The organism is Streptomyces sp. NPDC002884, assembly GCF_040295245.1.
Taxonomy (GTDB): domain Bacteria; phylum Actinomycetota; class Actinomycetes; order Streptomycetales; family Streptomycetaceae; genus Streptomyces.
This window is the reverse complement of record NZ_JBEOVB010000002.1, coordinates 1-23,857: the sequence shown is the minus strand read 5'-3', so window position 1 is coordinate 23,857 and position 23,857 is coordinate 1. Positions and strand designations below refer to the sequence as shown.

At 72.1% G+C, this 23,857-nt stretch carries 28 protein-coding genes; 10 read left to right on the top strand and 18 right to left on the bottom strand.

All coding sequences use genetic code 11. The features are described from left to right. The first annotated feature begins 44 nt into the window (after window positions 1-44). Window positions 45-1,616 (top strand): apolipoprotein N-acyltransferase, encoded by a 1,572-nt coding sequence (gene lnt / locus ABT070_RS04495; RefSeq protein WP_351754548.1) that lies wholly within the window; start codon window positions 45-47, stop codon window positions 1,614-1,616. Here the strand turns inward: lnt and ABT070_RS04490 are convergent. Then, window positions 1,534-2,445, bottom strand: coding sequence for a Gfo/Idh/MocA family protein (locus tag ABT070_RS04490; RefSeq protein WP_351754546.1), 912 nt, complete (start codon window positions 2,443-2,445; stop codon window positions 1,534-1,536). The two genes, lnt and ABT070_RS04490, sit on opposite strands and share 83 nt — an antisense overlap. A gap of 285 nt (window positions 2,446-2,730) precedes the next feature. Between ABT070_RS04490 and ABT070_RS04485 the strand changes: the two genes are divergently transcribed. Further along, complete coding sequence (locus ABT070_RS04485; RefSeq protein WP_351754543.1) at window positions 2,731-3,243, top strand: DinB family protein; 513 nt, start codon at window positions 2,731-2,733, stop codon at window positions 3,241-3,243. A gap of 111 nt (window positions 3,244-3,354) precedes the next feature. Further along, window positions 3,355-3,837: a hypothetical protein gene (locus ABT070_RS04480; protein ID WP_351754540.1), complete on the top strand. Its 483-nt coding sequence runs from the start codon at window positions 3,355-3,357 to the stop codon at window positions 3,835-3,837. A gap of 101 nt (window positions 3,838-3,938) precedes the next feature. On the opposite strand, the gene ABT070_RS04475 is transcribed toward ABT070_RS04480, so the two are convergent. The 7 genes from ABT070_RS04475 to ABT070_RS04445 all read right to left on the bottom strand — a co-directional run bounded on the left by ABT070_RS04475 (window position 3,939) and on the right by ABT070_RS04445 (window position 10,042). After that, window positions 3,939-4,439, bottom strand: coding sequence for a hypothetical protein (locus ABT070_RS04475; protein WP_351754539.1), 501 nt, complete (start codon window positions 4,437-4,439; stop codon window positions 3,939-3,941). Between the two features lie 149 nt (window positions 4,440-4,588). Further along, entirely contained in the window at window positions 4,589-5,281 is a 693-nt protein-coding gene (gene ung / locus ABT070_RS04470; RefSeq protein ID WP_351754536.1) for a uracil-DNA glycosylase, read from the bottom strand. A 92-nt stretch (window positions 5,282-5,373) separates the two neighbouring features. After that, window positions 5,374-6,957 (bottom strand): ABC transporter substrate-binding protein, encoded by a 1,584-nt coding sequence (locus tag ABT070_RS04465; RefSeq protein WP_351754533.1) that lies wholly within the window; start codon window positions 6,955-6,957, stop codon window positions 5,374-5,376. A 205-nt stretch (window positions 6,958-7,162) separates the two neighbouring features. Beyond that, window positions 7,163-7,924, bottom strand: coding sequence for an SDR family oxidoreductase (locus tag ABT070_RS04460; RefSeq protein WP_351754531.1), 762 nt, complete (start codon window positions 7,922-7,924; stop codon window positions 7,163-7,165). Window positions 7,925-7,979: 55 nt separating this feature from the next. Next, on the bottom strand, window positions 7,980-8,741 hold the full coding sequence (fabG, locus tag ABT070_RS04455) for a 3-oxoacyl-ACP reductase FabG (RefSeq protein ID WP_351754529.1): 762 nt from the start codon (window positions 8,739-8,741) through the stop codon (window positions 7,980-7,982). Between the two features lie 132 nt (window positions 8,742-8,873). Beyond that, window positions 8,874-9,290 (bottom strand): DUF3037 domain-containing protein, encoded by a 417-nt coding sequence (locus tag ABT070_RS04450; RefSeq protein ID WP_351754526.1) that lies wholly within the window; start codon window positions 9,288-9,290, stop codon window positions 8,874-8,876. Further along, window positions 9,287-10,042 carry a HipA family kinase gene (locus ABT070_RS04445; protein WP_351754523.1) on the bottom strand — a complete coding sequence of 252 codons (756 nt, stop codon included), beginning with the start codon at window positions 10,040-10,042 and terminating at the stop codon, window positions 9,287-9,289. Before ABT070_RS04445 ends, ABT070_RS04450 begins: the two co-directional genes overlap by 4 nt. Before the next feature lie 191 nt (window positions 10,043-10,233). Here ABT070_RS04445 and ABT070_RS04440 point away from each other — a divergent pair, with 191 nt between their 5' ends. After that, window positions 10,234-10,719, top strand: a complete 486-nt coding sequence (locus tag ABT070_RS04440; RefSeq protein ID WP_351754520.1) for a Rieske (2Fe-2S) protein — start codon at window positions 10,234-10,236, stop codon at window positions 10,717-10,719. Here the strand turns inward: ABT070_RS04440 and ABT070_RS04435 are convergent. Then, window positions 10,706-11,353, bottom strand: a complete 648-nt coding sequence (locus tag ABT070_RS04435; protein WP_351754517.1) for a cysteine hydrolase family protein — start codon at window positions 11,351-11,353, stop codon at window positions 10,706-10,708. The two genes, ABT070_RS04440 and ABT070_RS04435, sit on opposite strands and share 14 nt — an antisense overlap. A gap of 132 nt (window positions 11,354-11,485) precedes the next feature. On the opposite strand from ABT070_RS04435, the gene ABT070_RS04430 reads away from it, so the two are divergent. Next, window positions 11,486-11,953 (top strand): pyridoxamine 5'-phosphate oxidase family protein, encoded by a 468-nt coding sequence (locus tag ABT070_RS04430; protein ID WP_351754515.1) that lies wholly within the window; start codon window positions 11,486-11,488, stop codon window positions 11,951-11,953. A 6-nt stretch (window positions 11,954-11,959) separates the two neighbouring features. Here the strand turns inward: ABT070_RS04430 and ABT070_RS04425 are convergent, their stop codons facing one another. Further along, on the bottom strand, window positions 11,960-12,862 hold the full coding sequence (locus ABT070_RS04425) for a LysR family transcriptional regulator (protein WP_351754513.1): 903 nt from the start codon (window positions 12,860-12,862) through the stop codon (window positions 11,960-11,962). A gap of 74 nt (window positions 12,863-12,936) precedes the next feature. Here ABT070_RS04425 and ABT070_RS04420 point away from each other — a divergent pair, with 74 nt between their 5' ends. Further along, window positions 12,937-13,869 (top strand): DMT family transporter, encoded by a 933-nt coding sequence (locus ABT070_RS04420; RefSeq protein WP_351754511.1) that lies wholly within the window; start codon window positions 12,937-12,939, stop codon window positions 13,867-13,869. Between the two features lie 160 nt (window positions 13,870-14,029). On the opposite strand, the gene ABT070_RS04415 is transcribed toward ABT070_RS04420, so the two are convergent. Beyond that, entirely contained in the window at window positions 14,030-15,361 is a 1,332-nt protein-coding gene (locus tag ABT070_RS04415; RefSeq protein WP_351754508.1) for an aminotransferase class I/II-fold pyridoxal phosphate-dependent enzyme, read from the bottom strand. Between the two features lie 35 nt (window positions 15,362-15,396). Here ABT070_RS04415 and ABT070_RS04410 point away from each other — a divergent pair, with 35 nt between their 5' ends. Together ABT070_RS04410 and ABT070_RS04405 are read left to right on the top strand one after the other, a co-directional pair. Further along, window positions 15,397-16,080 carry a pyridoxamine 5'-phosphate oxidase family protein gene (locus tag ABT070_RS04410; protein ID WP_351754505.1) on the top strand — a complete coding sequence of 228 codons (684 nt, stop codon included), beginning with the start codon at window positions 15,397-15,399 and terminating at the stop codon, window positions 16,078-16,080. Next, window positions 16,080-16,712 (top strand): FMN-binding negative transcriptional regulator, encoded by a 633-nt coding sequence (locus tag ABT070_RS04405; RefSeq protein ID WP_351754503.1) that lies wholly within the window; start codon window positions 16,080-16,082, stop codon window positions 16,710-16,712. The genes ABT070_RS04410 and ABT070_RS04405 overlap by 1 nt, the downstream gene beginning before the upstream one ends. A 355-nt stretch (window positions 16,713-17,067) precedes the next feature. Here the strand turns inward: ABT070_RS04405 and ABT070_RS04400 are convergent, their stop codons facing one another. Next, the gene (locus tag ABT070_RS04400; RefSeq protein ID WP_351754500.1) at window positions 17,068-18,072 is read right to left on the bottom strand and encodes an EamA family transporter; all 1,005 of its coding nucleotides are present in this window, start codon (window positions 18,070-18,072) and stop codon (window positions 17,068-17,070) included. A gap of 95 nt (window positions 18,073-18,167) precedes the next feature. Next, window positions 18,168-18,728 carry a Clp protease N-terminal domain-containing protein gene (locus tag ABT070_RS04395; RefSeq protein ID WP_451102672.1) on the bottom strand — a complete coding sequence of 187 codons (561 nt, stop codon included), beginning with the start codon at window positions 18,726-18,728 and terminating at the stop codon, window positions 18,168-18,170. A gap of 263 nt (window positions 18,729-18,991) precedes the next feature. Here ABT070_RS04395 and ABT070_RS04390 point away from each other — a divergent pair, with 263 nt between their 5' ends. Further along, a complete protein-coding gene (locus ABT070_RS04390) occupies window positions 18,992-19,420 on the top strand; it encodes a type II toxin-antitoxin system Rv0910 family toxin (protein WP_351754498.1) in 429 nt (142 codons plus the stop codon). Window positions 19,421-19,495: 75 nt separating this feature from the next. Here the strand turns inward: ABT070_RS04390 and ABT070_RS04385 are convergent, their stop codons facing one another. After that, a complete protein-coding gene (locus ABT070_RS04385; RefSeq protein WP_351754495.1) occupies window positions 19,496-20,143 on the bottom strand; it encodes a PadR family transcriptional regulator in 648 nt (215 codons plus the stop codon). A 119-nt stretch (window positions 20,144-20,262) separates the two neighbouring features. Here ABT070_RS04385 and ABT070_RS04380 point away from each other — a divergent pair, with 119 nt between their 5' ends. Next, window positions 20,263-21,066 carry an SDR family NAD(P)-dependent oxidoreductase gene (locus ABT070_RS04380; protein WP_351754493.1) on the top strand — a complete coding sequence of 268 codons (804 nt, stop codon included), beginning with the start codon at window positions 20,263-20,265 and terminating at the stop codon, window positions 21,064-21,066. A gap of 76 nt (window positions 21,067-21,142) precedes the next feature. On the opposite strand, the gene ABT070_RS04375 is transcribed toward ABT070_RS04380, so the two are convergent. The 4 genes from ABT070_RS04375 to ABT070_RS04360 all read right to left on the bottom strand — a co-directional run bounded on the left by ABT070_RS04375 (window position 21,143) and on the right by ABT070_RS04360 (window position 23,771). Next, a complete protein-coding gene (locus tag ABT070_RS04375) occupies window positions 21,143-21,982 on the bottom strand; it encodes a class II glutamine amidotransferase (protein WP_351754490.1) in 840 nt (279 codons plus the stop codon). A gap of 46 nt (window positions 21,983-22,028) precedes the next feature. After that, entirely contained in the window at window positions 22,029-22,463 is a 435-nt protein-coding gene (locus ABT070_RS04370; protein WP_351754488.1) for a DUF7144 family membrane protein, read from the bottom strand. A gap of 48 nt (window positions 22,464-22,511) precedes the next feature. Beyond that, a complete protein-coding gene (locus ABT070_RS04365; protein ID WP_351754486.1) occupies window positions 22,512-22,943 on the bottom strand; it encodes an SHOCT domain-containing protein in 432 nt (143 codons plus the stop codon). Between the two features lie 114 nt (window positions 22,944-23,057). Then, window positions 23,058-23,771, bottom strand: coding sequence for an HdeD family acid-resistance protein (locus tag ABT070_RS04360; protein WP_351754483.1), 714 nt, complete (start codon window positions 23,769-23,771; stop codon window positions 23,058-23,060). Between the last annotated feature and the right edge of the window lie 86 nt (window positions 23,772-23,857).

The following is a 23,857-nucleotide window of genomic DNA, read 5'->3' as shown; positions in this document are numbered from 1 at the left end:
CGCGCGCACACTGGAGGCACCCCTGGCGGGTAGGGAGGTGTCATATGAAGACGTTCGGACACTGGCTCACCTCCCCCTGGCGGCGTACGGCCGTCGCGGCTCTCGCGGGCGCGCTGCCCGTGCTCGCGTTCCCCGCGCCGGCTCTGTGGTGGTGGGCCTATCTCGCCCTCGTCCCGTGGATCCTGCTCGCGCGCTCCGCGCCGACGGGGAGGCGGGCCGCGTACGACGGCTGGAGCGGGGGGTTCGGCTTCATGCTGGCCATGCACCACTGGCTGCTGCCGAGCCTGCATGTGTTCACCCTGGTGATCGCCGCGCTGCTGGGCCTCCTGTGGGCCCCGTGGGCGTGGCTGGTCCACCGGTTCCTCACCGCGGACGTGGCCCCCGGCCGCGGGCGGGTGTTCACCGCGCTGCTGGTCCTGCCGTCGGGCTGGCTGGCGATCGAGCTCGTCCGCTCCTGGCAGGGGCTCGGCGGGCCGTGGGGCATGCTCGGGGCCAGTCAGTGGCAGGTGGAGCCCGCGTTGCGGCTCGCCTCCGTCGGCGGGGTGTGGCTGCTCAGCTTCCTGGTGGTGGCGGTCAACGTGTCGGCCGCCGTCCTGGTCTGCGTTCCGGCGTCCCGGGCCCCGGCCGTCGCCGGTCTCGTCGCCACCGCCGCCACGGCCTCGGCCGCGTGGATGTGGGCGCCGCGCCCCGACCCGGACGGGCAGGCCCGGATCGCCGTCGTGCAGCCGGGGGTGATCGACGGCCCCGACAGCCGCTTCGACCGCGAGGAGCAGCTGACCCGGCGGCTGATCGGGCAGGACGTCGACCTGATCGTCTGGGGCGAGAGCAGCGTCGGCTACGACCTCGACGACCGGCCCGACCTGGCCCGGCGCCTGGCGGAGTTGTCCCGCGTCACCGGCGCCGACATCCTCGTCAACGTCGACGCCCGCCGCTCCGACCGGCCCGGCATCTACAAGAGCTCCATGCTCATCGGGTCCGAGGGCCCGACCGGCGACCGGTACGACAAGATGCGGCTGGTTCCGTTCGGCGAGTACATACCGGCCCGCTCTCTGCTCGGCTGGGCCACCTCCGTCGGCAAGGCGGCCGGCGAGGACCGGCGGCGCGGCACCGAACAGGTCGTGATGGACGCCGGGCACGGGCTGCGCGTCGGGCCGATGGTGTGCTTCGAGACGGCGTTCCCCGACATGAGCCGGCACCTCGCCGGGGACGGCGCGGACGTGCTGGTCGCGCAGTCGTCGACGTCCTCCTTCCAGTGGAGCTGGGCGCCCGCGCAGCACGCCTCGCTGGGCGCGCTGCGCGCCGCGGAGACCGGGCGGCCGTTCGTCCACTCCACCCTCACCGGCGTCTCGGCCGTGTACGACGCGAGTGGCCGGCGGGTCGGCTCGTGGCTGGGCACGGACGCGAGCACGACGGCCGTCTACGACGTCCCGCTCGCCGACGGCGTCACCCCGTACGTCCGCTACGGCGACTGGCCGGTCCACGGGGCCCTGCTGGTGCTATTGGCGCTCGCGCTCACCGAGGGGGCGCGGACGGTCAGGCTGCGGCGGACCGCTCCCGCACCGCTCGTACCACCCGCTCGCACAGCTCGTGAGTCGCCAGCGCGTCCCGGGCGCTGAGCACCTTGCCCGCGCGCACGGCGTCCAGGAAGGCGAGGACCGCCTGCTCGATACCGCGCTGCCGGGCCACCGGCACCCAGTCGCCGCGCCGCCGCACGGTCGGCTGTCCCTTGTGATCGATCACCTCGGCGAGGTTGACCACCTGGCGCTTGGTGTCCTGCCCGGACACCTCGAGGATCTCCTCGTTGGAGCCGCTGAGCCGGTTCATCACGCCGAGCGCGGTGAAGCCGGGCCCGGCGAGCTGGAGGACGACGTGGTGCAGCAGGCCGTCCTCCACGCGGGCGCGCACGGTCACGTCGTCGACCGGGCCCGGCACCAGGAAGCGCAGCGTGTCGACGACGTGGATGAAGTCGTCGAGGATCATCGTACGGGGCTCCTCGGGCAGTCCGACCCGGTTCTTCTGCAGGAGGATCAGCTCGCGCGGGTGGTCGGCGCACTGCGCGTAGCCGGGCGCGAGGCGCCGGTTGAAGCCGACGGCGAGGGACACGTTCCTCGCCTCCGCGAGCGTGACGAGCCGCTCCGAGTCGGCGAGTTCGTAGGCGAGGGGCTTGTCCACGTACGTCGGGACGCCGGCCTCCAGCAGCCGGGAGACGATCCCGGGGTGAGCGGCGGTGGGCGCGTGCACGAAGGCGGCGTCGAGGCCGGCGGCGAGGAGCGCGTCGAGGTCGCGATGGCGCTGCTCGCGGGGCAGGCGGAGGCCGTCGGCGACCCGGTCGAGGGTGGCCGGCGTGCGCGTCTGGAGGTGGAGCTCGACCCCGGGCAGCGCGCCGAGTACCGGCAGATACGCCTTCTGCGCGATGTCGCCGAGTCCGATGCAGCCGACCTTCACGGGCGCTCCCTCGCTAGCTGTTCTACCGCCTGGCCTACCCTGTACGGCAGCATACGGGGCCCGTCCCGGGCCGCCGCCCGCCGGCCGGGGCGCACGCGGGCGGCCGGTTCCGCAGGAGCTGGGCAGGGGCCCCGGGGACCGGCCGAGGGTGCGTCCGGAGGGGCCCCGGGGACCGGCCGAGGGTGCGTCCGGAGGGGCCCCGGGGACCGGCCGAGGGTGCGCCCGGCGGCCCGTCGAGCGGAAATCCCGTGGTGGCGGAGGGCGGCCGGGAGCGACCATGCGGGCATGACCACACCGCGCACCGGACCCGCCCAGAACGCCGACGAACGCGCCATGCTGGAGGGACGGCTGGACTACCACCGGCGGACCCTGGCGTGGAAGTGCGAGGGGCTCACCGACGCCCAGCTGCGCACCGCCTCGGTGCCGCCGTCCGAGCTGTCCCTGATGGGCCTCGTGCGGCACATGGCGGAGGTGGAGCGCAGCTGGTTCCGCACCGTGCTCGTGGGCGACGGCGTCGGCCCGCTCTACCGCAGCGAAGAGGACCGGGACGGCGCGTTCCGTCTCACCGAGCAGGACACCTGGGCGGAGGCTTTCGCGACCTGGCAGGCCGAGATCGAGGTCGCCCGGGAGTACGCGGCGCGCTTCGCGCCGGCCGAGCTCTCCCAGGGTCGGAGCAGGTTCACCGACGAGCCGTTCAGTCTGCGCTGGATCTACACCCACATGATCGAGGAGTACGCCCGTCACAACGGCCACGCCGATCTGATCCGTGAGCGCATCGACGGTGTCACCGGCGAGTGACGTCAGCGCGGGCGGGCCCGGTCCCTCGTACGGGGTACGGGACCACCCGTGCGGGGCAACCTCCGCGGCTCCGCTGTTGCTCCGGCGGGCGCACCCACCAGAGTTGCGCGGGTGCATCGAACGACGTCGACTACCGCAGCGCTCCTGGTCACCGTGGCCGTCTCGGCCCTCGCGGGATGCGTGACCGTCCCGCGCCCGGCCGTGCCCGGTCCCGTCCTCGCGCCGTCCCGGCCGTCCGTACCGCAACCGGAGGGGCGGGCCGAGGTGCAGGTGGTGCAGGCGCCGGCCCGTGAGGCCCTGGAGATGGTCGGGCCGTCCCGGAAGCCACGGCCGGATGCTGCGCCGACGCCGACGCGGCGGCGGGCGGGCGTGGTGCCGGAGGCCGGCGGGACGGAACAGCCGCCCGCGTCCCCTGCCCGTCCGCACAACCGGCCGGCCCGCCCGGAGGCCCGGCGGCACGGACTGCCGCGGGTGGAGATCCCGGACGCGGAGGTGCGCGGGGACACCGATGTGTGCGCGCTCGGCAGGACGTACGGCGGATGGCGGGGCGGCAGCCCGGAAGCGGCGATCTGCGAGCAGGCCTACGGGCGGTGAGGCCGGGAGCCGACCTGCGGACAGGTCGGACAGGTCGGAGATATGGGAGAGATCGGACCGTCAGGGGCCGGGGGCGTCGAGGGACGACCGGCCTGCCGGTCTCACCATCCCCGCTCCCACTCGCCCCGCCCCTCCCACTCCTCCTCGCCCTCGCTCTCCCCCAGTCTCAGTTCCATCCGGCTGATCGCCGCCCGTACGCCGTCCCCGTAGCTGTCGTCCCTCAGCGCCACGGCCGCCGTACGGGCCCTGCGCACATGGCTGCGGGCGGCCTCGGCGCGGCCGAGTTTGACGTAGTCCGCCGCCAGGTTGAGGTGCAGCGACGGGTAGAGCGCGCGCACCTCGACCGAGCCGTCGTGCTCCGCCGCCGCCGTGAGCGCCCGCAGGTCCCACGCCAGCTCGTCCGAGGGGTCGTCGTGGGTGTCGGCCAGGTAGTGGGCGAGGGTGCAGCGGTGCAGCGGGGCGCCGTCCTCGCCGATCTCCGTCCACAGGTCGAGGAGTCGCCGCCTGGCCTCCTCACGGTCTCCCCCGTGGTGCAGCATCACGACCTGCCCGATCCGCGTCAGCAGGGCGTCCGGCACCGTCTGCCCCTGTCGCTCCGCCACCTCGGCCTCCTTGCGTCGTTGCGACGACGCTAGCCGCAGGTTTCCGCAATCCCGGTCAGGCGGCACCGTGCCGGTCCGCGGAGGAACCGGCCCGGCGGCAGACGGCGGGCAGCGACCGCCACGGGCCGGGCCGGTCGGGTCGCCTCAGGTCAGACCTGGTCGGCCAGGTTCGGGATCGTCCAGTCGATCGGCTCGTGGCCCTGCTGTGCCACGGCCTCGTCGATCTGCGTGAACGGGCGGGAACCGAAGAACTTCTTCGCCGACAGCGGCGAGGGGTGGGCGCCCTTGACGACGATGTGCCGGGTCTCGTCGATGAGCGGGAGCTTCTTCTGCGCGTAGTTGCCCCACAGTACGAAGACGGCCGGGTCGGGCCGGTCGGCCACCGCGCGGATCACCGCGTCGGTGAACTTCTCCCAGCCCTTGCCCTTGTGGGAGTTCGCCTCGCCGGAACGGACCGTGAGGACCGCGTTGAGCAGCAGGACGCCCTGCTGCGCCCACGGCATCAGATAGCCGTTGTCCGGGATGGGCGTCTCCAGCTCGGCGTGCATCTCCTTGTAGATGTTCCGCAGGGACGGCGGGATCTTCACTCCCGGCCGCACCGAGAAGCACAGACCGTGTCCCTGGCCCTCGCCGTGGTACGGGTCCTGGCCGAGGACGAGCACCTTCACCCGCTCGTACGGCGTCGCGTCGAGCGCGGCGAAGACCTCCTCGCGCGGGGGGTAGACGGGACCGGCCGCCCGCTCCTCCTCGACGAACTCCGTCAGCTCCTTGAAGTAGGGCTGCTGGAGCTCGTCGCCCAGAACCCCGCGCCAGGACTCGGGCAGCATGGCGATGTCGGTCACGTCAACGTCCTTGTGTCGTGCGGTCACTTGCAGAGCACAGAACTTACAGGCGACCACTGACAACCGGCCCCGGGAACCGGTTCACCGACCGCCTACCAGCTGGTCTTCCGCGTCAGTTCCCACATCATCATGATCGTCGACGGGTCCAGGGACCGCTCGCCGCCCGAGACGTCCTCGGACGAGGCCAGGTACTGCTTGCCCTGCCACAGCGGGAGCAGGCGGGCGTCGTCGACGAGGATCTGCTGGGCCTCCTCGAAGTCCTTCACCACGTTGGCGCGGTCGCTCTCCCCGCGGGAGCGGGGCAGCAGAACCTGCGTGATCTCCTTCGCCGGATAGGGCGTACCGAGCGCGTTCTGATCACCGACGAAGGGCGCGATGAAGTTGTCCGCGTCGGGGAAGTCCGGGGCCCAGCCGCGCCCGAACACCGGGTACTCGCCCTTCTGGTAGCCGACCACGTAGGTGTTCCAGGGGCGGCTCTTCAGCTTGACCGAGAACAGGCCCGAGGCGTCCAGCTGCCGCTTGATCTCCTTGAACTCGAGGGCGGTGTCGGAGCCGTAGCGGTCGGTGGTGTACCAGAGGGTGAGCGGCACGGTCTCGGTGATCCCCGCCTCGGTGAGGATCTTGCGGGCCTTGGCGGTGTCGGGGTCGCCGAAGGAGTCGAAGAAGCCGGTGGTGTGGCCGGTCAGGCCGGACGGGACCATGGAGTACAGCGGCTCGACCGTGTCCTTGTAGACCTCGTGGGCGATCTGGGCCCGGTCCACGACCTGGGCCACGGCCCGGCGCACGGCGACCTTGTCGGACCACGGGTCCTTGGGGTTGAACACCAGGTAGTTGATGTTGCTGCCGGCGCCCTCGATGAGCTGGAGCCCCTCGTTGGCGGCGTTCTTGGTGTCCAGGTCGACGATGTCGTCGGCGGCCAGACCCTGGTAGGTGATGTCGATGTCCTTGGCGCGCAGGGCCTTGACCATCTCGCCGGAGTCCTGGAAGTAGCGGATGGTCACCGCGTTGTTCTTGCGGTCGGCGAAGCCCTCGTAGTTGTCGTTGCGTACCAGTACGGCCTGCTTGCCCTCTTCGTAGGACTGGAGCCGGTACGGACCGGAGCCGACGATGCCGTCGTCCTTGCGCAGCGCCTTCGCCGAGTAGTCGTCGGGGTCGACGAGGGACATGCCGGGGGTGGCGAGCACGAACGGGAAGGTGGCGTCGGCCTTGTTGAGCCGGAAGAGCACCACCTGGTCGCCCTTCGTCTCGATGCTGTCCAGGCTGCCCAGGAGTCCGTTGGGGCCGGTCTCCGCGTTGATCGTCCTGATCCGGTCGATCGAGTGCTTCACGGCCTTCGCGTCGATCTTGTCGCCGTTGGAGAACTTGAGGCCGTCGCGCAGTTCGCACTTGTACGTGCGGTTCGAACTGTCCGTGAAATCACAGGACTTGGCGGCGTCCGGCTGGGGACTCGTCGCTCCGTTGGGGTAGCTCAGCAACGTCTGGTAGATGTTGCGGAACAGCTCCCAGGAGCCGTCCCAGGCGGCGGCGGGATCGAGCGTGCTGGGGGCACTGGTGGTGCCCACGACGATCGGTCCGGCATCGTCGGAGCTCTCCTCTCCCAGGAGGCTGCATCCGGCCACCAGGGATATGGACACGATCGCCGCCATCTGCTGCAAGGATCGGTTCCGGTTGAACACGCGCACGCTCCTCGATCTGCCATGCCAAGGGTTGGCAGACCATACCGCAGCCCCAGGCGCCTTGAACCCGCGCCCTTGAAGCATTCTTGATCACTTTGGGGTGACTACGTTGTCATCGCCCTCGTGACCCCGAAACGACGACACGGGCGCCGTTTCCGTCAAGAAACAGCGCCCGTGTCGGTGTCCGATTCAAGCCATGCCGGGATCAGCCCACGCCGGCGTTGAGGAAGATTCCGCCGTCCACGACGAGCGTCTGGCCGGTGATCCAGTCCGACTGCTCCGAGGTGAGGAACGCGGCGGTGCCGCCGATGTCGGAGGGCACGCCGAGCCGGGCGAGCGGATAGGCGGCGGCCGCCTCCTCCTCGCGGCCCTCGTACAGGGCCTGGGCGAACTTCGTCTTCACCACGGCCGGGGCGATCGAGTTGACCCGCACCCGCGGCGCGAACTCGTGCGCCAGCTGCTGGGTCAGGTTGATCATCGCGGCCTTGCTGATGCCGTACGCGCCGATGAAGGGCGAGGCGGAGAGTCCCGCGACGGAGGCGATGTTGACGATCGCGCCGCCGTTGTCCTTCTGCCAGGCGTGCCAGGTCCGCTGCGCGAAGCCGAGCGCGGAGACCACGTTGGTCTCGAAGACCTTGCGGGCCACGTCGAGGTCGAGGTCGGCGATCGGCCCGAACACCGGGTTCGTACCGGCGTTGTTGACCAGGTAGTCGACGCGGCCGAAGGCCTCCATCGTGCGCTCGACGGCGACGGCCTGGTGCGCCAGGTCGTGCGCCTTGCCGGCGACGCCGATGACCCGGTCGGCGCCGAGCTGCTCGACGGCCTCCTTGAGCGCGTCCTCGTTGCGGCCGGTGATGCAGACCCGGTCGCCACGGGCGACGAGTGCCTCGGCGACGCCGTAGCCGATACCGCGGCTGGCGCCCGTGACGAGGGCGACCTTGCCGGAGAGTGCGGGCAGTTCAGTCATGTTCGTGATCCCCAGTGCTTCCTAGTGCTCCCTGGTGGCCTTTACCTGGTGGCCTTTAGTCGAGCGGTCCGCCGGCGACGTACAGCACCTGGCCGGAGACGAAGCCGGCGGCCTCGTTCGTGAAGAAGGCGATCGCGTTGGCGATGTCGTCGGGCTCGCCGACGCGCGCGACCGGGATCTGGGTGGCGGCCGCGGCCTTGAACTCCTCGAAGCCCATGCCGACCCGGGCGGCGGTCGCGGCGGTCATGTCGGTCGCGATGAAGCCGGGGGCGACGGCGTTGGCGGTGATGCCGAACTTGCCGAGCTCGATGGCGAGGGTCTTGGTGAAGCCCTGGAGACCGGCCTTGGCGGCGGAGTAGTTGGCCTGGCCGCGGTTGCCGAGCGCCGAGGAGGACGACAGGTTGACGACCCGGCCGAAGCCGGCGTCGACCATGTGCTTCTGGACGGCCTTGGTCATCAGGAACGAGCCGCGCAGGTGCACGCCCAGGACGGTGTCCCAGTCGGCGACGCTCATCTTGAACAGCAGGTTGTCGCGGAGCACGCCCGCGTTGTTGACGAGGATCGTCGGCGCGCCGAGCTCCTCGACGATGCGGGCGATCGCCGCCTCGACCTGGGCCTCGTCGGAGACGTCGGCGCCGACCGCGACGGCCTTGCCGCCCGCCGCGGTGATCTTCTCGACGGTGTCCTTGCAGGCGGCCTCGTCGAGGTCGACGACCGCGACCGCGCGGCCTTCCGCGGCCAGCCGTACGGCGGTGGCGGCTCCGATGCCCCGCGCCGCGCCCGTGACCACGGCGACCCGCTGCTCAGTGGTGGACATTGCTGATTCTCCTCGCCCTTGAGAAAATCTGGATGCGCCCGAGTGGTGAGCGACCGCTTAGTACCTTCGACAGACGTGACGCTAGAAGCCCTGGCACCCGGTGTCAACGCCACACGGCGCGGGTGTGATCCATTACCTCACCAGCAGTTCGAGCAGCCGCTCCGTCTCGGCGGCGGGATCCCTGGTGAGCCCCGTGTGGACGGGGCCCGGCTGGACGATCGTCGAGCGGGGCGCGATCAGCCAGCGGAAGCGCCGTCCGGCGTCGTCGTGCGCCGCCTGTCCGGCCGACGCGCCGCCCGCGCACACGCCCTCCACCGCCCGCAGCGCGGCCCGCACCCCGGCCACGTCGGCGTCCGGGTCCAGCGCCAGCAGCTTCGCCTCGTCGAGGTGGGTGCGGGCGCCGACGTAGTCCCGGCCGCGGCAGTACACCAGCACACCCGCGTTGACGCACTCGCCGCGCTCGACGCGCGGTACGACGCGCAGCAGGGCGTACTCGAAGACGTCCCGGTCGCCGCCCTGGCCCGGCCGGATGATGTGGCGCTCGGTCACTTGGTCCCCTTGATGCGGTCGTGGATGACGGCGGCGCGGGCGAGCAGCGGCGCCGCGTAGGCCCGGCGGAGCGCGTCCGGGGTGTCGAAGCCCGGCTCGTCCGTCAGCCAGACGTCGGGGATCTCGGCGGTGACCTCGGCGAGGAGGTCGGCGGTGATCCGCGGCGCCAGGTCCGCCGCCGCGGCCGCCACGTCGGGTCCGAACGGGACGAGCGCGTGGTCGGAGGCGTCGTAGGGGCGGGCCGCGGAGGCCTCGGCGGTGGGCCAGTTGTGCTGCCAGATCATGGTGGCGCCGTGATCGACGATCCACAGGTCGCCGCGGTGCACCAGCAGGTTGGGGTTGCGCCAGGAACGGTCGACGTTGTTCACGAGCGCGTCGAACCAGACGATCCGGCCGGCCTCCTCGGAGGTCACCGGGAAGGCGAGCGGGTCGAAGCCGAGGGCGCCGGAGAGGAAGTCCATGCCGAGGTTGGTGCCGCCGCTGGACTTCAGCAACTCCTGTACCTGCTGGTCGGGTTCACCGAGGCCGAGCACGATGTCGAGCTGCACGGTCACCAGGCGGGGCACCCGGAAGCCGAGCCTGCGGGCGAGTTCGCCGCAGACCACCTCGGCGACCAGCGTCTTGCGGCCCTGTCCGGCGCCGGTGAACTTCATGACGTACAGACCGAGGTCGTCGGCCTCGACGAGTCCCGGCAGGGATCCGCCCTCACGCAGGGGGGTGACGAAGCGGGTCGCGGTGACTTCCTTGAGCATCGCCCCAGGCTACTGGGCCTGGAACGATGCGGGGCCGACAGCTCGGCGACAGCTCAGGCTTACGCCGCACTCATCTCGAACGGGTCAATATCTCGACACTGTCCGGACTTGGCGGGGGTGCTGAACGAGCGGCGTCCGCGGCTCGTACCTCTCGGCAGATCCACGCACTCCCCTGGAAGGGAACCTCCAGCATGACCAGCGCATCGATCAAGTCCGCGTCGGGGCCCGCCCGCCGTACCGTCGTGGCAGCCGCCGGAGCCGCGGGACTCTCCGTCGCGCTGACCGCGTGCGGAGGCTCCGACGACGACTCGTCGAGCTCGTCCGCCTCGGCCGGCACGTCGGAGGCCGCGAGCACCGGCGGCACGGGCGGCGGGGACAACGCCGCGGCCGGCGCCGCGCTCACCACCACCGCCGACATACCCGAGGGCGGCGGCAAGGTGTTCGCCTCCGAGAAGGTGGTCGTCACCCAGCCGACGGCGGGCACGTACAAGGCGTTCTCCGCCGTCTGCACCCATCAGGGCTGCGCGGTGAAGAGCATCTCCGACGGCGTGATCAACTGCCCCTGTCACAACAGCAACTTCTCGATCACGGACGGCAGCGTGAAGAGCGGTCCCGCGCAGAAACCGCTGCCCGAGGTGTCGATCACCGTCAGCGGCGACTCGATCACGCTGGCCTGACGGCCGGCTGCCGGAGGCAGGCCAGCACCTCGTCCGTGGTCGCGACCGTAGCGACCAATGCGAGGGTGTGGCGGATCATCGCGGGGGTGTAGTCGGCAGGCACCCCGGCGATGGCGTCCGACGGCACGACGGCCGTGTAGCCCCGGTTGACGGCGTCGAAGACGGTGTTCGGGATCGCCACGTTGGCCGAGACGCCGGTCACCACCAGGGTGCGGCAGCCCAGGTTGCGCAGCAGGGCGTCGACGTCGGTGCCCTGGACCGGCGACAGCCCGTGCAGCCGCCGTACCACGAGGTCCTGCTCGGCCACCTCGATCGGAGGCGCCAGGCGGGTCGCGTCGGTACCGGTGAGCTGCTGGACGGGAAGGCGCTCGGCGGCGCGGAACAGCCGGGCGTTGCGGTTGGCGCCCCGGCCGTCGGGGCGGCGCTCGGCGACGGCGTGCACGACCTGGACGCCGCTCGCATGGGCGGCCGCCACCAGCCGGGCGACGTTGGCGAGGGCCCCCGACTCCCTCGCCTCACGGGCGAGTTGAGGCAGGGCGGCACCGGGTCCGACGACGCCCTGCTGGCACTCCACCGTGATCAGGACCGTGCTCGCCGGGTCGAGGAGGGCGCTGAGCTGTTCGTACGACGGCATGACTCCCCCTGGCGTCGGTGTGGAGCGGGCGACAGTAACCGCCATTGCGCGCAGAAGGAAGAACACCCATGCTTTCCTGACGACATTTCAGGAGAGCGGCACGTACACACAAGAAAAGAATGAGGGGGCCGGATGACCGTCACTCAGCGCCGGGGCCGGAAGATCATGATGTCGCCGGGTGAACTGGACGCGTTCCTCACCCTCCAGCGCACCTGCCGGGTCGCGACCGTGTCCACCGACGGCGCACCGCACGTCAGCGCCCTGTGGTTTCTCTGGGACGGCTCCGCGTTGTGGCTGTACTCGGTCGTGCGCAGCAAGCGCTGGGCGGACCTGAACCGCGATCCGCGGGTCGCGATCGTGATCGACACGGGCGAGGAGTACGACGCGCTGCGGGGCGTGGAGCTGTCCGGCGTCGTGGAGTTCGTGGGCGAGAGCCCGCGCACCGGCGAGCTGTGTGCCGAACTCGACGCCGTGGAGACGCTGTTCGCGCGCAAGAACTTCGGCCTGGACGCCATGCCGCACGACGGCCGGCACGCGTGGGTGCGGCTGACCCCGGCGAAGATCGTGTCGTGGGACTTCCGCAAGCTGGGCGGTGTGTAGGACCGTTCAGCCCACGGCCTTCCCCGCGGCCTTGAGCGCCTCGACCGCCGCCCGGATCGACGGGCGGCGGTCGGCGTCCGCCCGCCAGAGCACGTACACGTGCCGGCGCACCCGCTGCCGCAGCGGGACCGTCACGACGCCCTCGGGCACCGGGTGCCGTCCGAGCAGCGGCGCGATGCAGACGCCCAGTCCGGCGGCCACCAGGCCGAGTTGGGTGTGCGTCTCGGCCGCCCGGTGCCCGACGATCGGCTCGACGCCCCGCGAGCGCAGCGTGAACATCAGCCACTCGTGGCAGAACTCGCCCTCGCCCCAGGTGATCCACTCGTCCTCGGCGAACTCCGCCAGGTCCACCTCGTCCCGGCCCGCGAGGGGGTGCCCGGCCGGCATCGCGACATCGGCGGGATCGTCCAGGATGGGCGCCTTGACCAGGCCGTCCGGCACCGGCATCGGCTTGTTGTACCAGTCCAGGACGACGGCGAGGTCGAGGTCGCCGCGGACCACGCCGGCCACCCCGCGCTCCGGTTCCAGCTCGCACGAGCGCAGCCGCAGCCCCGGGTGCGCCTTGCGCAGCTCGGCGAGCGCGACGGGAAACAGCCCGCGTGCCGCGGTCGGGAACGCGGAGAGCCGCAGCTCCCCCACCACCTGTCCGCGCTGGGCCTCCAGATCCGACTGGGCGAGCTCGACCTGCGACAGGATCCGGGACGCGTGGTCGGCGAGCAGCCGCCCCGCGTCCGTGAGCCGCACCCCTCGGCCCTGCTTGGCGAGGAGCCGCTGCCCGACCTCCCGTTCCAGCTTGGCCATCTGCTGTGAGACGGCCGAGGTGGTGATGTGCAGACCCGTGGCGGCGCCGCTGACCGAGCCGTGCCGGGCCAGGGCGTCGAGGGTGCGCAGTCGCTCCAGGTTCAACATGTAAGTGATGCTACGAGGTATCGCTCGAATATTCTCGATTGTGTGACGGGACGATGTACAGCATCGTTACGCTCATGACTGCTGTCACCACCCCGGCCCGGACCTCCCCGCAAGCCCCCGTCCGCCCCCGCCGCACCCTCGACTGGCGCCTGCGCTTCGGCGTGCTGTCGCTGATCTGGGGCTTCAGCTTCCTGCTCATCAAGGTGGGCACCGACGGCTACGCGCCCTTCCAGGTCACCCTGGGCCGGCTGCTGTTCGGTACGGCGGTCCTGGCGGTCGCGATGGTGGTGAAGCGCGAGCGGCTGCCGCGCGGGGCCCGCACCTGGGCTCATCTGACGGTGGCGGCGTTCCTGCTCAACGCCCTGCCCTTCTCCCTGTTCGCCTACGCCGAGCTGACCATTCCCTCCACCCTGGCCGGGATCTGCAACGCGACCTCGCCCCTGTGGGGCATGGCCCTGTCCCTGGTGGCGCTGTCGGAGGACCGGCCGACCCGGCTGCGCGTCGCGGGCCTCGGCCTCGGCTTCCTGGGCGTCCTGACGGTCCTGGGCGCCTGGCAGGGCTTCCACGGCCTGGACGCCCGGGGCACGACCCTGGCCCTGCTGGCCTCGCTCAGCTACCCGATCGGCTGGATCTACCTCCGCCGCACCCTGGCGAACACCGGCTCCTCGGCCCTGTCGATGACCGGCGGGCAGCTCCTGCTGGCCACGCTCCAACTGGCCGTCGTCACCCCGCTGTTCACCACCCTCCCGAGCCGTTTCCCGCTGGTCCCGCTGCTCGCGACGGCCGCCCTGGGCGCGCTCGGCACGGGCCTCGCCCTGCTGATCCAGTACGGCCTGGTCACGGAGGTCGGTCCGACGACGGCCCAGATGGTGACCTACTTCATCCCCGTCATCGCGACCGCGGCGGGCGTCGCGATCCTCGGCGAGCCGCTGAGCTGGTCGACCCCGGTGGGCGCGGCGATCGTCCTGGCGGGAGCCGCACTGACCCAGGCCCGGAGCAGGTCCTGACCCCAGAGCTCGATCCCCCTCCCCGGCGCACGGGACCGGGGACCGGGGGTGCGAGGTGCGGGACCTGGTCCCGGAGGCGCGGGTTCAGCCGCCCGCTGCGGGCATGCGAACCGAGACGGCCCGGCGGTCGCCGGGACCACCCCCGCAGCGTTTCCCCGCCCTAGACGTACCCGCGCGCGCCACCCACCCGGACCGCGGAGGCGACGGCGTCCGCCAGCGGGCCGACCTCCTCCCGGCCGAGTGTCGACACGGTGATCCTGATTCCGGGCGGAGCCTCGATCCGAAAGCGTGCTCCGGGCGCGACGGCCCACCCCGCCTGGAGCAACCGGGCGACGGCCCCCGTCTCGTCCGGCACGGGGATCCACACGTTCATCCCACTGCGGCCGCGCGCCTCGACCCCCCGCCCGGCCAGCGCCGCGATCAGCGCGTCCCGCCGGCTTCCGTAGGCCTCGGCGACCACCCGCGCGTCCACCGCCCCGTCGGCCCAGAGCCGCAGCACCGCCCGCTGGGTGATCCGGCTGACCCACCCGGGGCCGAGCCGCTGCCGCCCGCGGACCCGGTCGAGGGTGACCTCGTCCCCGGTGAGCACGGCGAACCGCAGATCGGGGCCGTACGCCTTGGCCACCGAGCGCACGAACGCCCAGTGCCGGGTGACGCCCGCGAGGGGGTGCAGCGGGAGGTCGACGATGCCGTGACCGTGGTCGTCCTCGACGAGCACGGTCCGCGGGTGTTCCCGCAGCACGGCACGCAGGGCACGCGCGCGTGCGGCACTCACCGCCGCGCCGGTCGGGTTCTGCGCCCGGTCGGTGACGATCAGGGCGCGGGCCCCGCCATCGAGGGCGCGACGCACCTGCTCGGGCAGCGGCCCGTCGTCGTCGACGCCGACCGGAACCGGGCGCAGCCCGAGCGCCGGGACGAGGTCGAGCAGGGAGCCCCAGCCGGGATCCTCGACGGCCACGGTGTCGCCCGGCCTCACATGCGCGGCGAGAACGCGTTCGATCGCGTCCAGCGAACCGGAGGCGACGGCCACGGGTCCGGCCGGCACACCGTCGGCGTCCAGTTCGGCCCGCGCCAGCCGCGCCAGTTCGGGCTCCAGCGGAGCGTGTCCGTACAGGACCGGCTCCCGGTCGCCCTGCGCGGCGGCCCACGCGAACGCCGGCGCCAGCGGTGGCAGCAGCGCCGTGTCCGGGTTGCCGGCGGCCGCGTCCCGTACGCCCTCCGATACCTCGACCCGGAGGAACTCGCGCCCGGTCGTGGCGGGCTTCGCCCGCACCCGGCTGCCTCGCCGGCCGTCGGTCTCGATCACCCCGCGCTCCCGCAGGGTGCGATAGGCGGCCGCGACGGTGTTCGGGTTCACCCCCAGCGCGGTCGCCAACTCCCGCATGGGCGGAAGCAGTTGCCCCGGAGCCAGCTCGCCGGCGCCCACCGCCGCCTCGACGCTCGCGGAAATGTCCGCTGCACGCCGGCCTTTGATCCGATATTCTCCTAGCACAAAGCCTATTATGCACTAGTGCAATGGAGAACGCCATGCAGGGGACCCCGGAGACGACGACACGGACCGCCGCCTACACCCCGACCGACCGCACGATCCCCACGCGGTCCGCGCAGAAGGCCTCGTACGACAGGGAGCTCGTGCACGCGATACTCGACGAGGGCTACGTCTGCCACCTCGGCTTCGTCCGCGACGGCGCGCCGGTCGTGCTGCCGACGCTGTACGGCAGGGTCGGCGAGACGCTCTACGTGCACGGCTCCACGGGTTCGCGGCCGCTGCGGATGACGGGACAGGCGGACCCGGGGCTGCCGGTGTGCCTGACGGTGACGCATGTCGACGGCCTGGTGCTGGCCCGCTCGGCCTTCCACCACTCGATCAACTACCGCTCGGTCGTGGTGCACGGCATCGCGTACGACGTGACGGACCCGCAGGAGAAGCTCACCGCGCTCGACGCCCTCGTCGACCATGTGGTCCCGGGCCGGGCCGCCGACTCGCGCCCCGCCAACAAGAAGGAACTGGCGGCGACCGCGGTGATCCGCCTCGACCTGAACGAGGTCTCGGCCAAGACCCGCACCGGCGGGGTGAACGAGGAACCGGAGGACCTCGGCCTCCCCCACTGGGCCGGCGTGGTCCCGCTGCGCAAGGGTTACGACGCGCCGCTCCCGGACGCCGACCTCGCCCCCGGCACCGTGCTCCCCGACTACCTCGCGGTGCCGTGATGCTCATCCACCCCTGGGACGCGCCCCACGACGACGGCGAGTGGCGCACCTGGCTGTCCCGCCACGACTTCGGCCAGCTCGCGGTCAACGGCCCGCCGGGCGAGCCCCCGTTCGTCCAGCCGCTGCACTTCGCCTACGACCCCGCCACCGGCGAGGCCGTCACCCACCTGGCCCGGCCCAACCCCCTGTGGCCCGCCCTGGAGGCGGACCCGACCGTGGTCCTGAGCGTGGTCGACGACTACGTGTTCGTGCCCGGCCCGTGGCAGGCACCGCCGGGCGCCCCCGCCGAGCACGGCACCCCGACCAGCTTCTACGCGGCGGTCCAGCTCCGCTGCACGGCGCACATCGTGGACGATCCGACCGCCAAGGCCGAGCTGCTCGAACGCCAGCTGGGCCACTTCCAGCCGGAGGGCGGCTCCGCCCGGCCCACGGTCGGCGAGGCACCGTACGGCCGTCTGCTCTCCGGCATCCGTGGCATCCGCCTCGAAGTGACCGGCGTACGCGCGAAGTTCAAGTACGCGGCGCACCGGCCGAGCGAGACCCAGGACCGTATCGCCGCCGGCCTGGCCGCCCGCGGCGGCCCACGCGACGCGGCGGCCGCCGAGCACCTGTCTCGACGACGACGGGCGTGACCGTCCGAGGTGACGCACGGGACGGCGCGAGCGAGGGCACGAACCCCGGCCCGCGCCCGCCCCTGCCATCGGACCGAACCGGTCCGACCGGGCCGACCAGGCCGACCAGGCCGGACCGAACCGGACCGGACCGGCTTGGCGAGGCGAGGCATCCCGGGCCCGTCAGGTTGCCCCCGGGCCGCCCCGTGACGCCGAGAGTGCCGCACCGGCGACCGCACCGACGACCGAATCGGTGACCGGTTCGCCGACCGGTTCGCTGACCGAACGGCTCGCCCCAGGCGGCCGGGGCCCGCCCGGAAGGCGTGTGCCGGAAGGCGTGTGCCGGAAAGGGTGATCGGGTGACGGGGTCGGGAACCTACGCGGCCGTTCCGCGGGCCGACAGTTCCCGTTCGGGGCTGCCGCCGGCCACCGGCTCCGAGCCGCCCTTGGCCGGTGCGGACGACTGCGCGATGAAGGCGCCCAGGAGAACCACCGCCCCGCCCACGATCTGCGGCGCCGACAGGTGCTCGCCGAGCAGCACCCATGCCAGCACCGTCGCGATGACCGCCTCCAGACAGGCCACCACGCCGGCGACCTGGGGAGAGAGCCGGCGCACGGAGACCACGCCGGTGACGTACGCGACCACCGTCGCGATCAGCACGATCCAGGCGAGCAGCAGCCAGGCGGAGACCTCGGTGCCGTTCATACCGGCGGTGTGCGCGAGCACGGACCAGTCCATGTTCCAGGGGCGGGAGACGGCGGTCAGGACGACGGCACCCACCAGGAGGCCGTACGCGATGACGCCGAGCGGATCGGGGGCGTCGTCCCCGGAGTCGCTGCCCTGGTCGGACAGGACGAAGTAGCCGACCTGGCAGCAGGCGGCCGCGAGCGCGAGCGCCAGGCCGACGGCGTCGAAGCTCAGCCCCGACCAGACCTCGACGACACAGGCCAGCCCGCCCACCGCGAGGACCACGCCGAGCGCGGCGGCGCGCGTCACGGGCCGCCGCTGCACGAACCGCACCCAGCCGAGCACCAGCGCGGGCGCGAGGTACTCGACGAGCAGCGCGACACCGACCGGGATGCGGGAGATCGCGGCGAAGTAGAACGCCTGCACCCCCGCCACGCCGAGCAGACCGAACCCGGCGAGCAGTGCCGGGCGGGTGCGCAGCAGCGCGCGGTGGCGTACGGCGAGCGGCAGCATCACCAGGGCCGCGCCGGTCACCCGCAGCCACACCACGTGCAGCGGGTCGAGGCCCGCCTCGATCAGCGGCTTGGCCGCGACCCCGGATCCGCCGAAGGCGATGGCCGACCCGATCGCCAGACCGAGCCCGATGCCCTTTCCGCGCTTGCGCTCACTGCTCACAGACGTATGCACCGGCACATGATGACAGGCGATGACATGAGCGTCATCCCCGTTGACACCTGTCTCATCGGCTGGACGGCCCCGGACGGCGGGCGAGGGCGGCCGGAGCGGGCTCAGCAGGCGCCTTCGCCGCCTCCGGCGCGGGCCTCGCGCTCCTGCGGACCGTCCTCGATGCGCGCGCGCAGCCGAGGGACGTCGACGGCGGCGTGGGTCAGCACCTCGACGGCGCGCGCCCGCGGGTCCGCGACGATCGCCGCGAGCAGGTCGACGCCCCGGGCCGGCGCGCCGTCCCGCCGGGCGGCCCGCACGCGCGCGTGCTCCAGCGCGGCCGCGGCCAGCGGGGAGAGACCTTCGACGACCGTCACCACGGGCCGGGTCCCGGAGTCCTCGACTCCGCTCTGCCAGCGCAGGCCGTAGCCGATGCTGCGCTGGACGAGGTAGCCGAGCAGCCGGGCGAGCTGGGGTCCGCCGTCGAAGGCGGCGCGCACCTGGGGGTCCTGCTCCAGGAGCGAGTGCAGCAGGTGGGCGGTGTCGATCTGCCGGTCCCCGTCCCGCACCGCCCTGCGGCGGGCGGCGGCGAGCGCCGCCGCGGGCTCGGCGGCGAGCCTGGGGTCGTCGTCCATGCCGTGCGCCGCCGGGTTCTGGGGCGACTGCCGGGAAGTACGGGATTGCACAACCCCACCCCATCAGTCCCGGCCGGGTGTGGTCATCCCCGGCGGGGAGCATCTTCGCGTCCCACACAGAGCGGACCCCGGCCACCGGAATCTCCTCCCTACGGATGAGATCAGGCCGATTCGCCTCCGAGAGGCGCTCCGAGGGCGTCGCCGACGCACTCCTCCACATTTCCTGACGGTTCGTCAGTATTGAATGTTCGAGGCCCTGGAGCTACCTTCCGCGACACCGCAGCCCGAGTTGCCCGACACGAAGAGGTGGTCGCATGGCCGAAGTCAGCGCGGAGGCACGCATCCAGGCACCGGCCGACAAGGTGTGGGCCCAGCTCACCGACTGGCCGTCGCACGGGGAGTGGAACGCGACCCACACCAACTTCCCCAAGGGCGGCCCCGAGACCCTCGAAGTGGGCGCGACCTTCCAGGAGAACATGAAGCTCATGGGCTTCCCGGCCGAGGTCGAGTGGACGGTGGCGGAACTGGAGCCGGCCCGGGTGCTCGCCATCCGCGGGAAGGGTCCGATGGCGGTGTCCGTCGCCACCCGCTACACCCTGACCCCCGACGGGGACGCCACGACGGTCCGCATCGACGGCGAGTTCACCGGCGCCGCCGTGTCGCTGATGGCGGGCAGGCTCAAGGACTCGGGCACGGCCGCACTCAACGAGTCGCTGCGCAAGCTGGGCGGACTGGTCGCCTGACCGGGGCGGGCGCACAGCACGCGGAGGCGCCCCGCGGATGACTCCGCGGGGCGCCTCGGCATCGCCGTACGGCGATCAGTCCTCGTCGGCGAGGATCAGGTACAGCTTCTTGCGGGCGTCGTTGATGACCGTGAGCGCCTTCTCGCGCTGCTCCTTGCTGCCGGTCTTCCAGACCTGCCCGAAGGCCTCCATCAGACCGAAGCCGGCCTGTCGGATCTCACTGAGGGCCTCCCAGTCGACCCCGCGCGAGGCCTCCTCCCAGGGGGCCTCCGGGCCCTCCTCGGCGGCCGTGCGGCCTTCGTCGGTGAGCGAGAACAGCTTCTTGCCGCCTTCGCTCGCGCTGCTGATCAGGCCCTCGTCCTCCAGCAGCTGGAGGGTGGGGTACACCGAGCCCGGGCTGGGCTTCCACGCCCCGCCGCTGCGCTCGGCGATCTCCTGGATCATCTCGTAGCCGTGCATGGGCCGGTCCTTGAGCAGGGCCAGGATCGAGGCCCGTACGTCACCGCGCCGCGCCCTTCCCCTGGGTCCGCCACGCCCTCGTCCGCCCCAGGGGCCACCGAAGCCCGGGCCGAAGCCGGGACCGCCGGGGCCGAATCCCGGACCACCCGGGCCACCCGGACCGAAGGGCCCGAAAGCCGCCCGCCGTCCGTCGAAGCCGCCACGGCCGCGGCCGCGTCGGGGGTCGTCCTGTCCATGTCCACGCTCGAATCCGTGGGTACGCATCGCAAACCACTCCTTCATTCCATCGTTGATCTGTCGCGATGCGTCAACGATATATCGGAACAGTTCGGTTGGCAAGGACCCCGGCCGGCGAGGCCGTGGACGCCGTCTAGGGTGCGGACATGACATCCCGCAGCCCCTCGCACGGCACCCCGGACGCCTACCTCTCCACACTGTTCTCGCTGGACGGCCGGGTCGCCGTGGTGACCGGCGGCAGCTCCGGCATCGGCCGGGCCATCGCCGGCGCCCTCGCCCGGGCGGGGGCGGGCGTGGTGATCGTGGCGCGCAAGGAGGCGGAGCTGGCCGCCACGGTCGACGAACTGACGGCGGACGGCTGTCGGGCGGCCTGGGTGAGCGCCGACCTGAGCACCCGGGACGGAGTGCGCGCCGCCGCGGAACAGGCGGCCGCGGTGTACGGCGAGCCCGACATCCTCGTGAACTGCGCCGGGATCAACCTGCGGCCGCCGATGGGCGAGCTGGGCGAGGAGGTGTGGGACGCCACGATGGCGGTGAACCTGGAGGCGCCCTATCTGCTGGGCCTGCGGTTCGGCCCCGGTATGGCCGAGCGCGGCTTCGGACGGATCATCCACATCAGCTCCCAGCAGGCACACCGCGCGTTCGTGCAGAGCGGCGCCTACGGCGTCTCCAAGGGTGCCCTGGAGTCGCTGGCCCGCTCGCAGGCCGAGGCGTGGTCGCCGTACGGCGTCACCTGCAACACGCTGGTGCCCGGCTTCGTCCTGACGCCGCTCAACGCGCGGTTGCAGTCCGACCCGGAGAAGGTGGCGGCGCTGGCCGCGCGCACGATGGTCGGGCGCAACGGCCTGGCCGAGGACTTCGCCGGCGCCGCCGTGTTCCTGGCCGGCCGCTCCTCCGGTTACGTGACCGGGCAGGCGCTCTTCGTCGACGGCGGCTTCTCCGTGCACTGACGTCCAGGGGCCTCCAGCGATGTGCACGGACGACCACGTGCCTTGGGAGCCGTGCCCGACGCGGGGGCCGTACGCGCTAGGCCGCCCGCGGGACGAAGTGGACGATGTCGTCGCCGCCCGGCTGCACCACGCCGTACGTGCTCTCGGGCACCTTGTTCCAGGCGCCGGGCAGGTCGCCCAGGGGCTCGGAGACGATGAGACGGGTCTCGTCGGAGACCTCGCGCAGGAACGCCAGGTCGGGGTGGAGCGAGCGGAGCGTCTCCACCCGGGTGCTGTAGAACAGCGAGCGGGAGGCTCCCTGGCTGGAGTAGCGGAAGGCCCACAGCCGTTGTCCGTCGGTCACGGCGACCGTCATCTGGACCGGGAACTCCACCCCGTGTGCGTGGCCGGTGCGTTCCACCAGGCCGACCATCCGCGCGACGGCGCCCGGCGGATCCTCCTCCAGGCCGAGGGTCAGCGCCAGGAAGAACATCATCTCGGAGTCCGTCGACCCCTCGATGTCGAGGAACAGCTGCGGGTCGACGGACAGGGCGAGGTCCCGGCGCATCCGGTGGAAGTCGGCGATCGCGCCGTTGTGCATCCACATCCAGCGCCCGTGCCGGAACGGGTGGGAGTTGGTCTGCTGCACCGCCGTGCCGGTCGAGGCCCGGATGTGCGCGAAGAACAGCGGAGAGCGGACGTGACCGGCGATCTCCCGCAGATTGCGGTTGCTCCACGCCGGGCCGATCTCGCGGACGACCGCGGGGCTCCCGTCCTCCGCCTCGCCGCCGTACCAGCCGACGCCGAAGCCGTCACCGTTCGTCGTCTCCACCCCCATCCTGGAGTGCAGACTCTGGTCGATCAGCGAGTGCGCCGGCCGGTAGAGAATCGTTTCGAGCAGGACAGGGGTTCCCGAGTAGGCGAGCCAACGGCACATCGTCTACCGCCTTCCTGGTGATGCGGACGGGACGGCCCCGCCCCGGTCAGTCGGCGGACCTGTCCGGCTTCACGACGCACAGTGCCCAGATGACGAACCCGGAGAAGGCGATCATCACGACGGACCAGAGCGGGTAGTACGGCAGGGAGAGGAAGTTGGCGATGACGATCAGCCCGGCGATGACCACGCCGGCGACCCGCGCCCACATCGCCGACTGGAACAGTCCCAGGCTGACGATCACCGCGACGGCGCCCAGGGCGAGGTGGATCCAGCCCCAGCCGGTGAGGTCGAACGCGAACACGTAGTTGCGGGTGGAGAGGAAGACGTCGTCCTCGGCGATCCCCATGACGCCCCGGAAGATGTCGAGCACTCCGGCGAGCATGAGGGTGACGGCGGCGAAGACCATCAGGCCCTCGGCCCATTGCTGTTTCGCCGTGTGCCGCTCGGCCGACGGCGCGTGGGTGGGGTGTGTCGCTGTCATCCCGAAGCCTCGATTCGGTGTGGTCCGGCTCGGTCGCGTGCGGTGCGCTCAGCGGCCGGAGCCGCTCAGGACCATCTTCTTGGCCTTGTCGAACTCCTCGTCCGTGATGTCCCCGCGGGCCCGGATCTCGGAGAGCCGGGCGAGTTCGTCGACGCTGCTGGAGGGGCCGCCGGTGCCCTTGGCGGTCTCGCGGATGTAGCTGTCGAAGGCCTGCTGCTGATCCCGCGCCTGCTTGATCTCCCGGCGTCCCATGTTCTTGCCCCGTGCGATCACGTAGACGAAGACGCCCAGGAAGGGCAGCACGATGCAGAACACCAGCCAGCCGGCCTTGGCCCAGCCGCTGAGTTCGTCGTCGCGGAAGATGTCCACGACGATCCGGAACAGCAGGACGAACCACATGACCCACAGGAAGAACACCATCATGGTCCAGAAGGCGCTCAGCAGCGGGTAGTCGTAGGCGAGGTACGTGTCACCACTCATCTCTGTCCTCCGTTTTTCCGGGCCGGGGCCCGACATGGCGTTGTGTGCCGTTCTCACCTTGCGCGGGCCGGTTCCCGGGCACCTCACCCGGGACGGGTGAGCGCGCCGGCCGTCTCAGACCCTCCCCGCGGGATCCCCCGGCCCCGCCGCCGGTCGCGCCCGGCGCAGCGCGGCCCGCCAGGCGAAGGCGACCGCCGCCTCGACCAGGCCCAGCAGGACGAGCCACAGGCCGAGCAGCCGGGTCAGCGCCCGGGCCGACTCGGTGGGCAGGGCGAGCACCACGATGCCCGCGACGATGACGAACACGGCGGCGCCGAGGACGACTCCCCGGTGGGGCAGGTCCTTGGTGGCGAGCGCCGTGTGGAGGGTGAGGATCCCGGACACCAGCCAGAGAACCCCGACGATCAGCGAGAGCGTCGCGATCGTCTGCAACGGGTTCCGCAGGCACAGCACCCCGGCGACGACGTAGAGCACCGCCAGCAGAAGCCCGGTGAGGCGTTCGCCGTGGTCCTCCCTGGCGAACGCCGCGACGAACCGGAAGCCGCCGGTCACCAGCAGGTACAGGCCGATGAGGACCGCCAGGACGTGCAGGGTCTCGTCCGGCCAGACCAGGACCAGGATGCCCGGCACGAGGGTGGCGACCGCCGAGCCGAGGATCCACGTCCAGGAGCGCCCGAGTACGGCCAGCGCCTCGGCGGGATCGACGCCCACCGTCCCGGCAGGCGGTCCGGAAGCCCGCCCGGAGAACGGTCCGTCGGACGGTCGGTCCGGTCCGCCCGACGGGGTGTCCGGTCCGGTGTGTGGTGCGGGACCAGGCGAAACGCTCATGACTCCTCCTCGCGCCCGGCCGGGGACGACGGCCCCCGGCTCGTCACTCCGGCAGTTGGCGCATCTCCAGGACCCGCAGCCCCAGG

Bases quoted from the DNA above. Each gene is read 5' to 3' on its own strand.
- ABT070_RS04430 (WP_351754515.1), top strand. From the start codon at position 11,486: ATGACCGTCACTCAGCGCCGGGGCCGGAAGATCATGATGTCGCCGGGT.
- lnt (WP_351754548.1), top strand. From the start codon at position 45: ATGAAGACGTTCGGACACTGGCTCACCTCCCCCTGGCGGCGTACGGCC.
- ABT070_RS04390 (WP_351754498.1), top strand. From the start codon at position 18,992: ATGGCCGAAGTCAGCGCGGAGGCACGCATCCAGGCACCGGCCGACAAG.
- ABT070_RS04370 (WP_351754488.1), bottom strand. From the start codon at position 22,463: ATGACAGCGACACACCCCACCCACGCGCCGTCGGCCGAGCGGCACACG.
- ABT070_RS04410 (WP_351754505.1), top strand. From the start codon at position 15,397: ATGCAGGGGACCCCGGAGACGACGACACGGACCGCCGCCTACACCCCG.
- ABT070_RS04420 (WP_351754511.1), top strand. From the start codon at position 12,937: ATGACTGCTGTCACCACCCCGGCCCGGACCTCCCCGCAAGCCCCCGTC.
- ABT070_RS04425 (WP_351754513.1), bottom strand. From the start codon at position 12,862: ATGTTGAACCTGGAGCGACTGCGCACCCTCGACGCCCTGGCCCGGCAC.
- ABT070_RS04365 (WP_351754486.1), bottom strand. From the start codon at position 22,943: ATGAGTGGTGACACGTACCTCGCCTACGACTACCCGCTGCTGAGCGCC.
- ABT070_RS04445 (WP_351754523.1), bottom strand. From the start codon at position 10,042: ATGCTCAAGGAAGTCACCGCGACCCGCTTCGTCACCCCCCTGCGTGAG.
- ABT070_RS04460 (WP_351754531.1), bottom strand. From the start codon at position 7,924: ATGACTGAACTGCCCGCACTCTCCGGCAAGGTCGCCCTCGTCACGGGC.
- ABT070_RS04440 (WP_351754520.1), top strand. From the start codon at position 10,234: ATGACCAGCGCATCGATCAAGTCCGCGTCGGGGCCCGCCCGCCGTACC.
- ABT070_RS04380 (WP_351754493.1), top strand. From the start codon at position 20,263: ATGACATCCCGCAGCCCCTCGCACGGCACCCCGGACGCCTACCTCTCC.
- ABT070_RS04375 (WP_351754490.1), bottom strand. From the start codon at position 21,982: ATGTGCCGTTGGCTCGCCTACTCGGGAACCCCTGTCCTGCTCGAAACG.
- ABT070_RS04385 (WP_351754495.1), bottom strand. From the start codon at position 20,143: ATGCGTACCCACGGATTCGAGCGTGGACATGGACAGGACGACCCCCGA.
- ABT070_RS04405 (WP_351754503.1), top strand. From the start codon at position 16,080: ATGCTCATCCACCCCTGGGACGCGCCCCACGACGACGGCGAGTGGCGC.
- fabG (WP_351754529.1), bottom strand. From the start codon at position 8,741: ATGTCCACCACTGAGCAGCGGGTCGCCGTGGTCACGGGCGCGGCGCGG.
- ABT070_RS04435 (WP_351754517.1), bottom strand. From the start codon at position 11,353: ATGCCGTCGTACGAACAGCTCAGCGCCCTCCTCGACCCGGCGAGCACG.
- ABT070_RS04485 (WP_351754543.1), top strand. From the start codon at position 2,731: ATGACCACACCGCGCACCGGACCCGCCCAGAACGCCGACGAACGCGCC.
- ABT070_RS04360 (WP_351754483.1), bottom strand. From the start codon at position 23,771: ATGAGCGTTTCGCCTGGTCCCGCACCACACACCGGACCGGACACCCCG.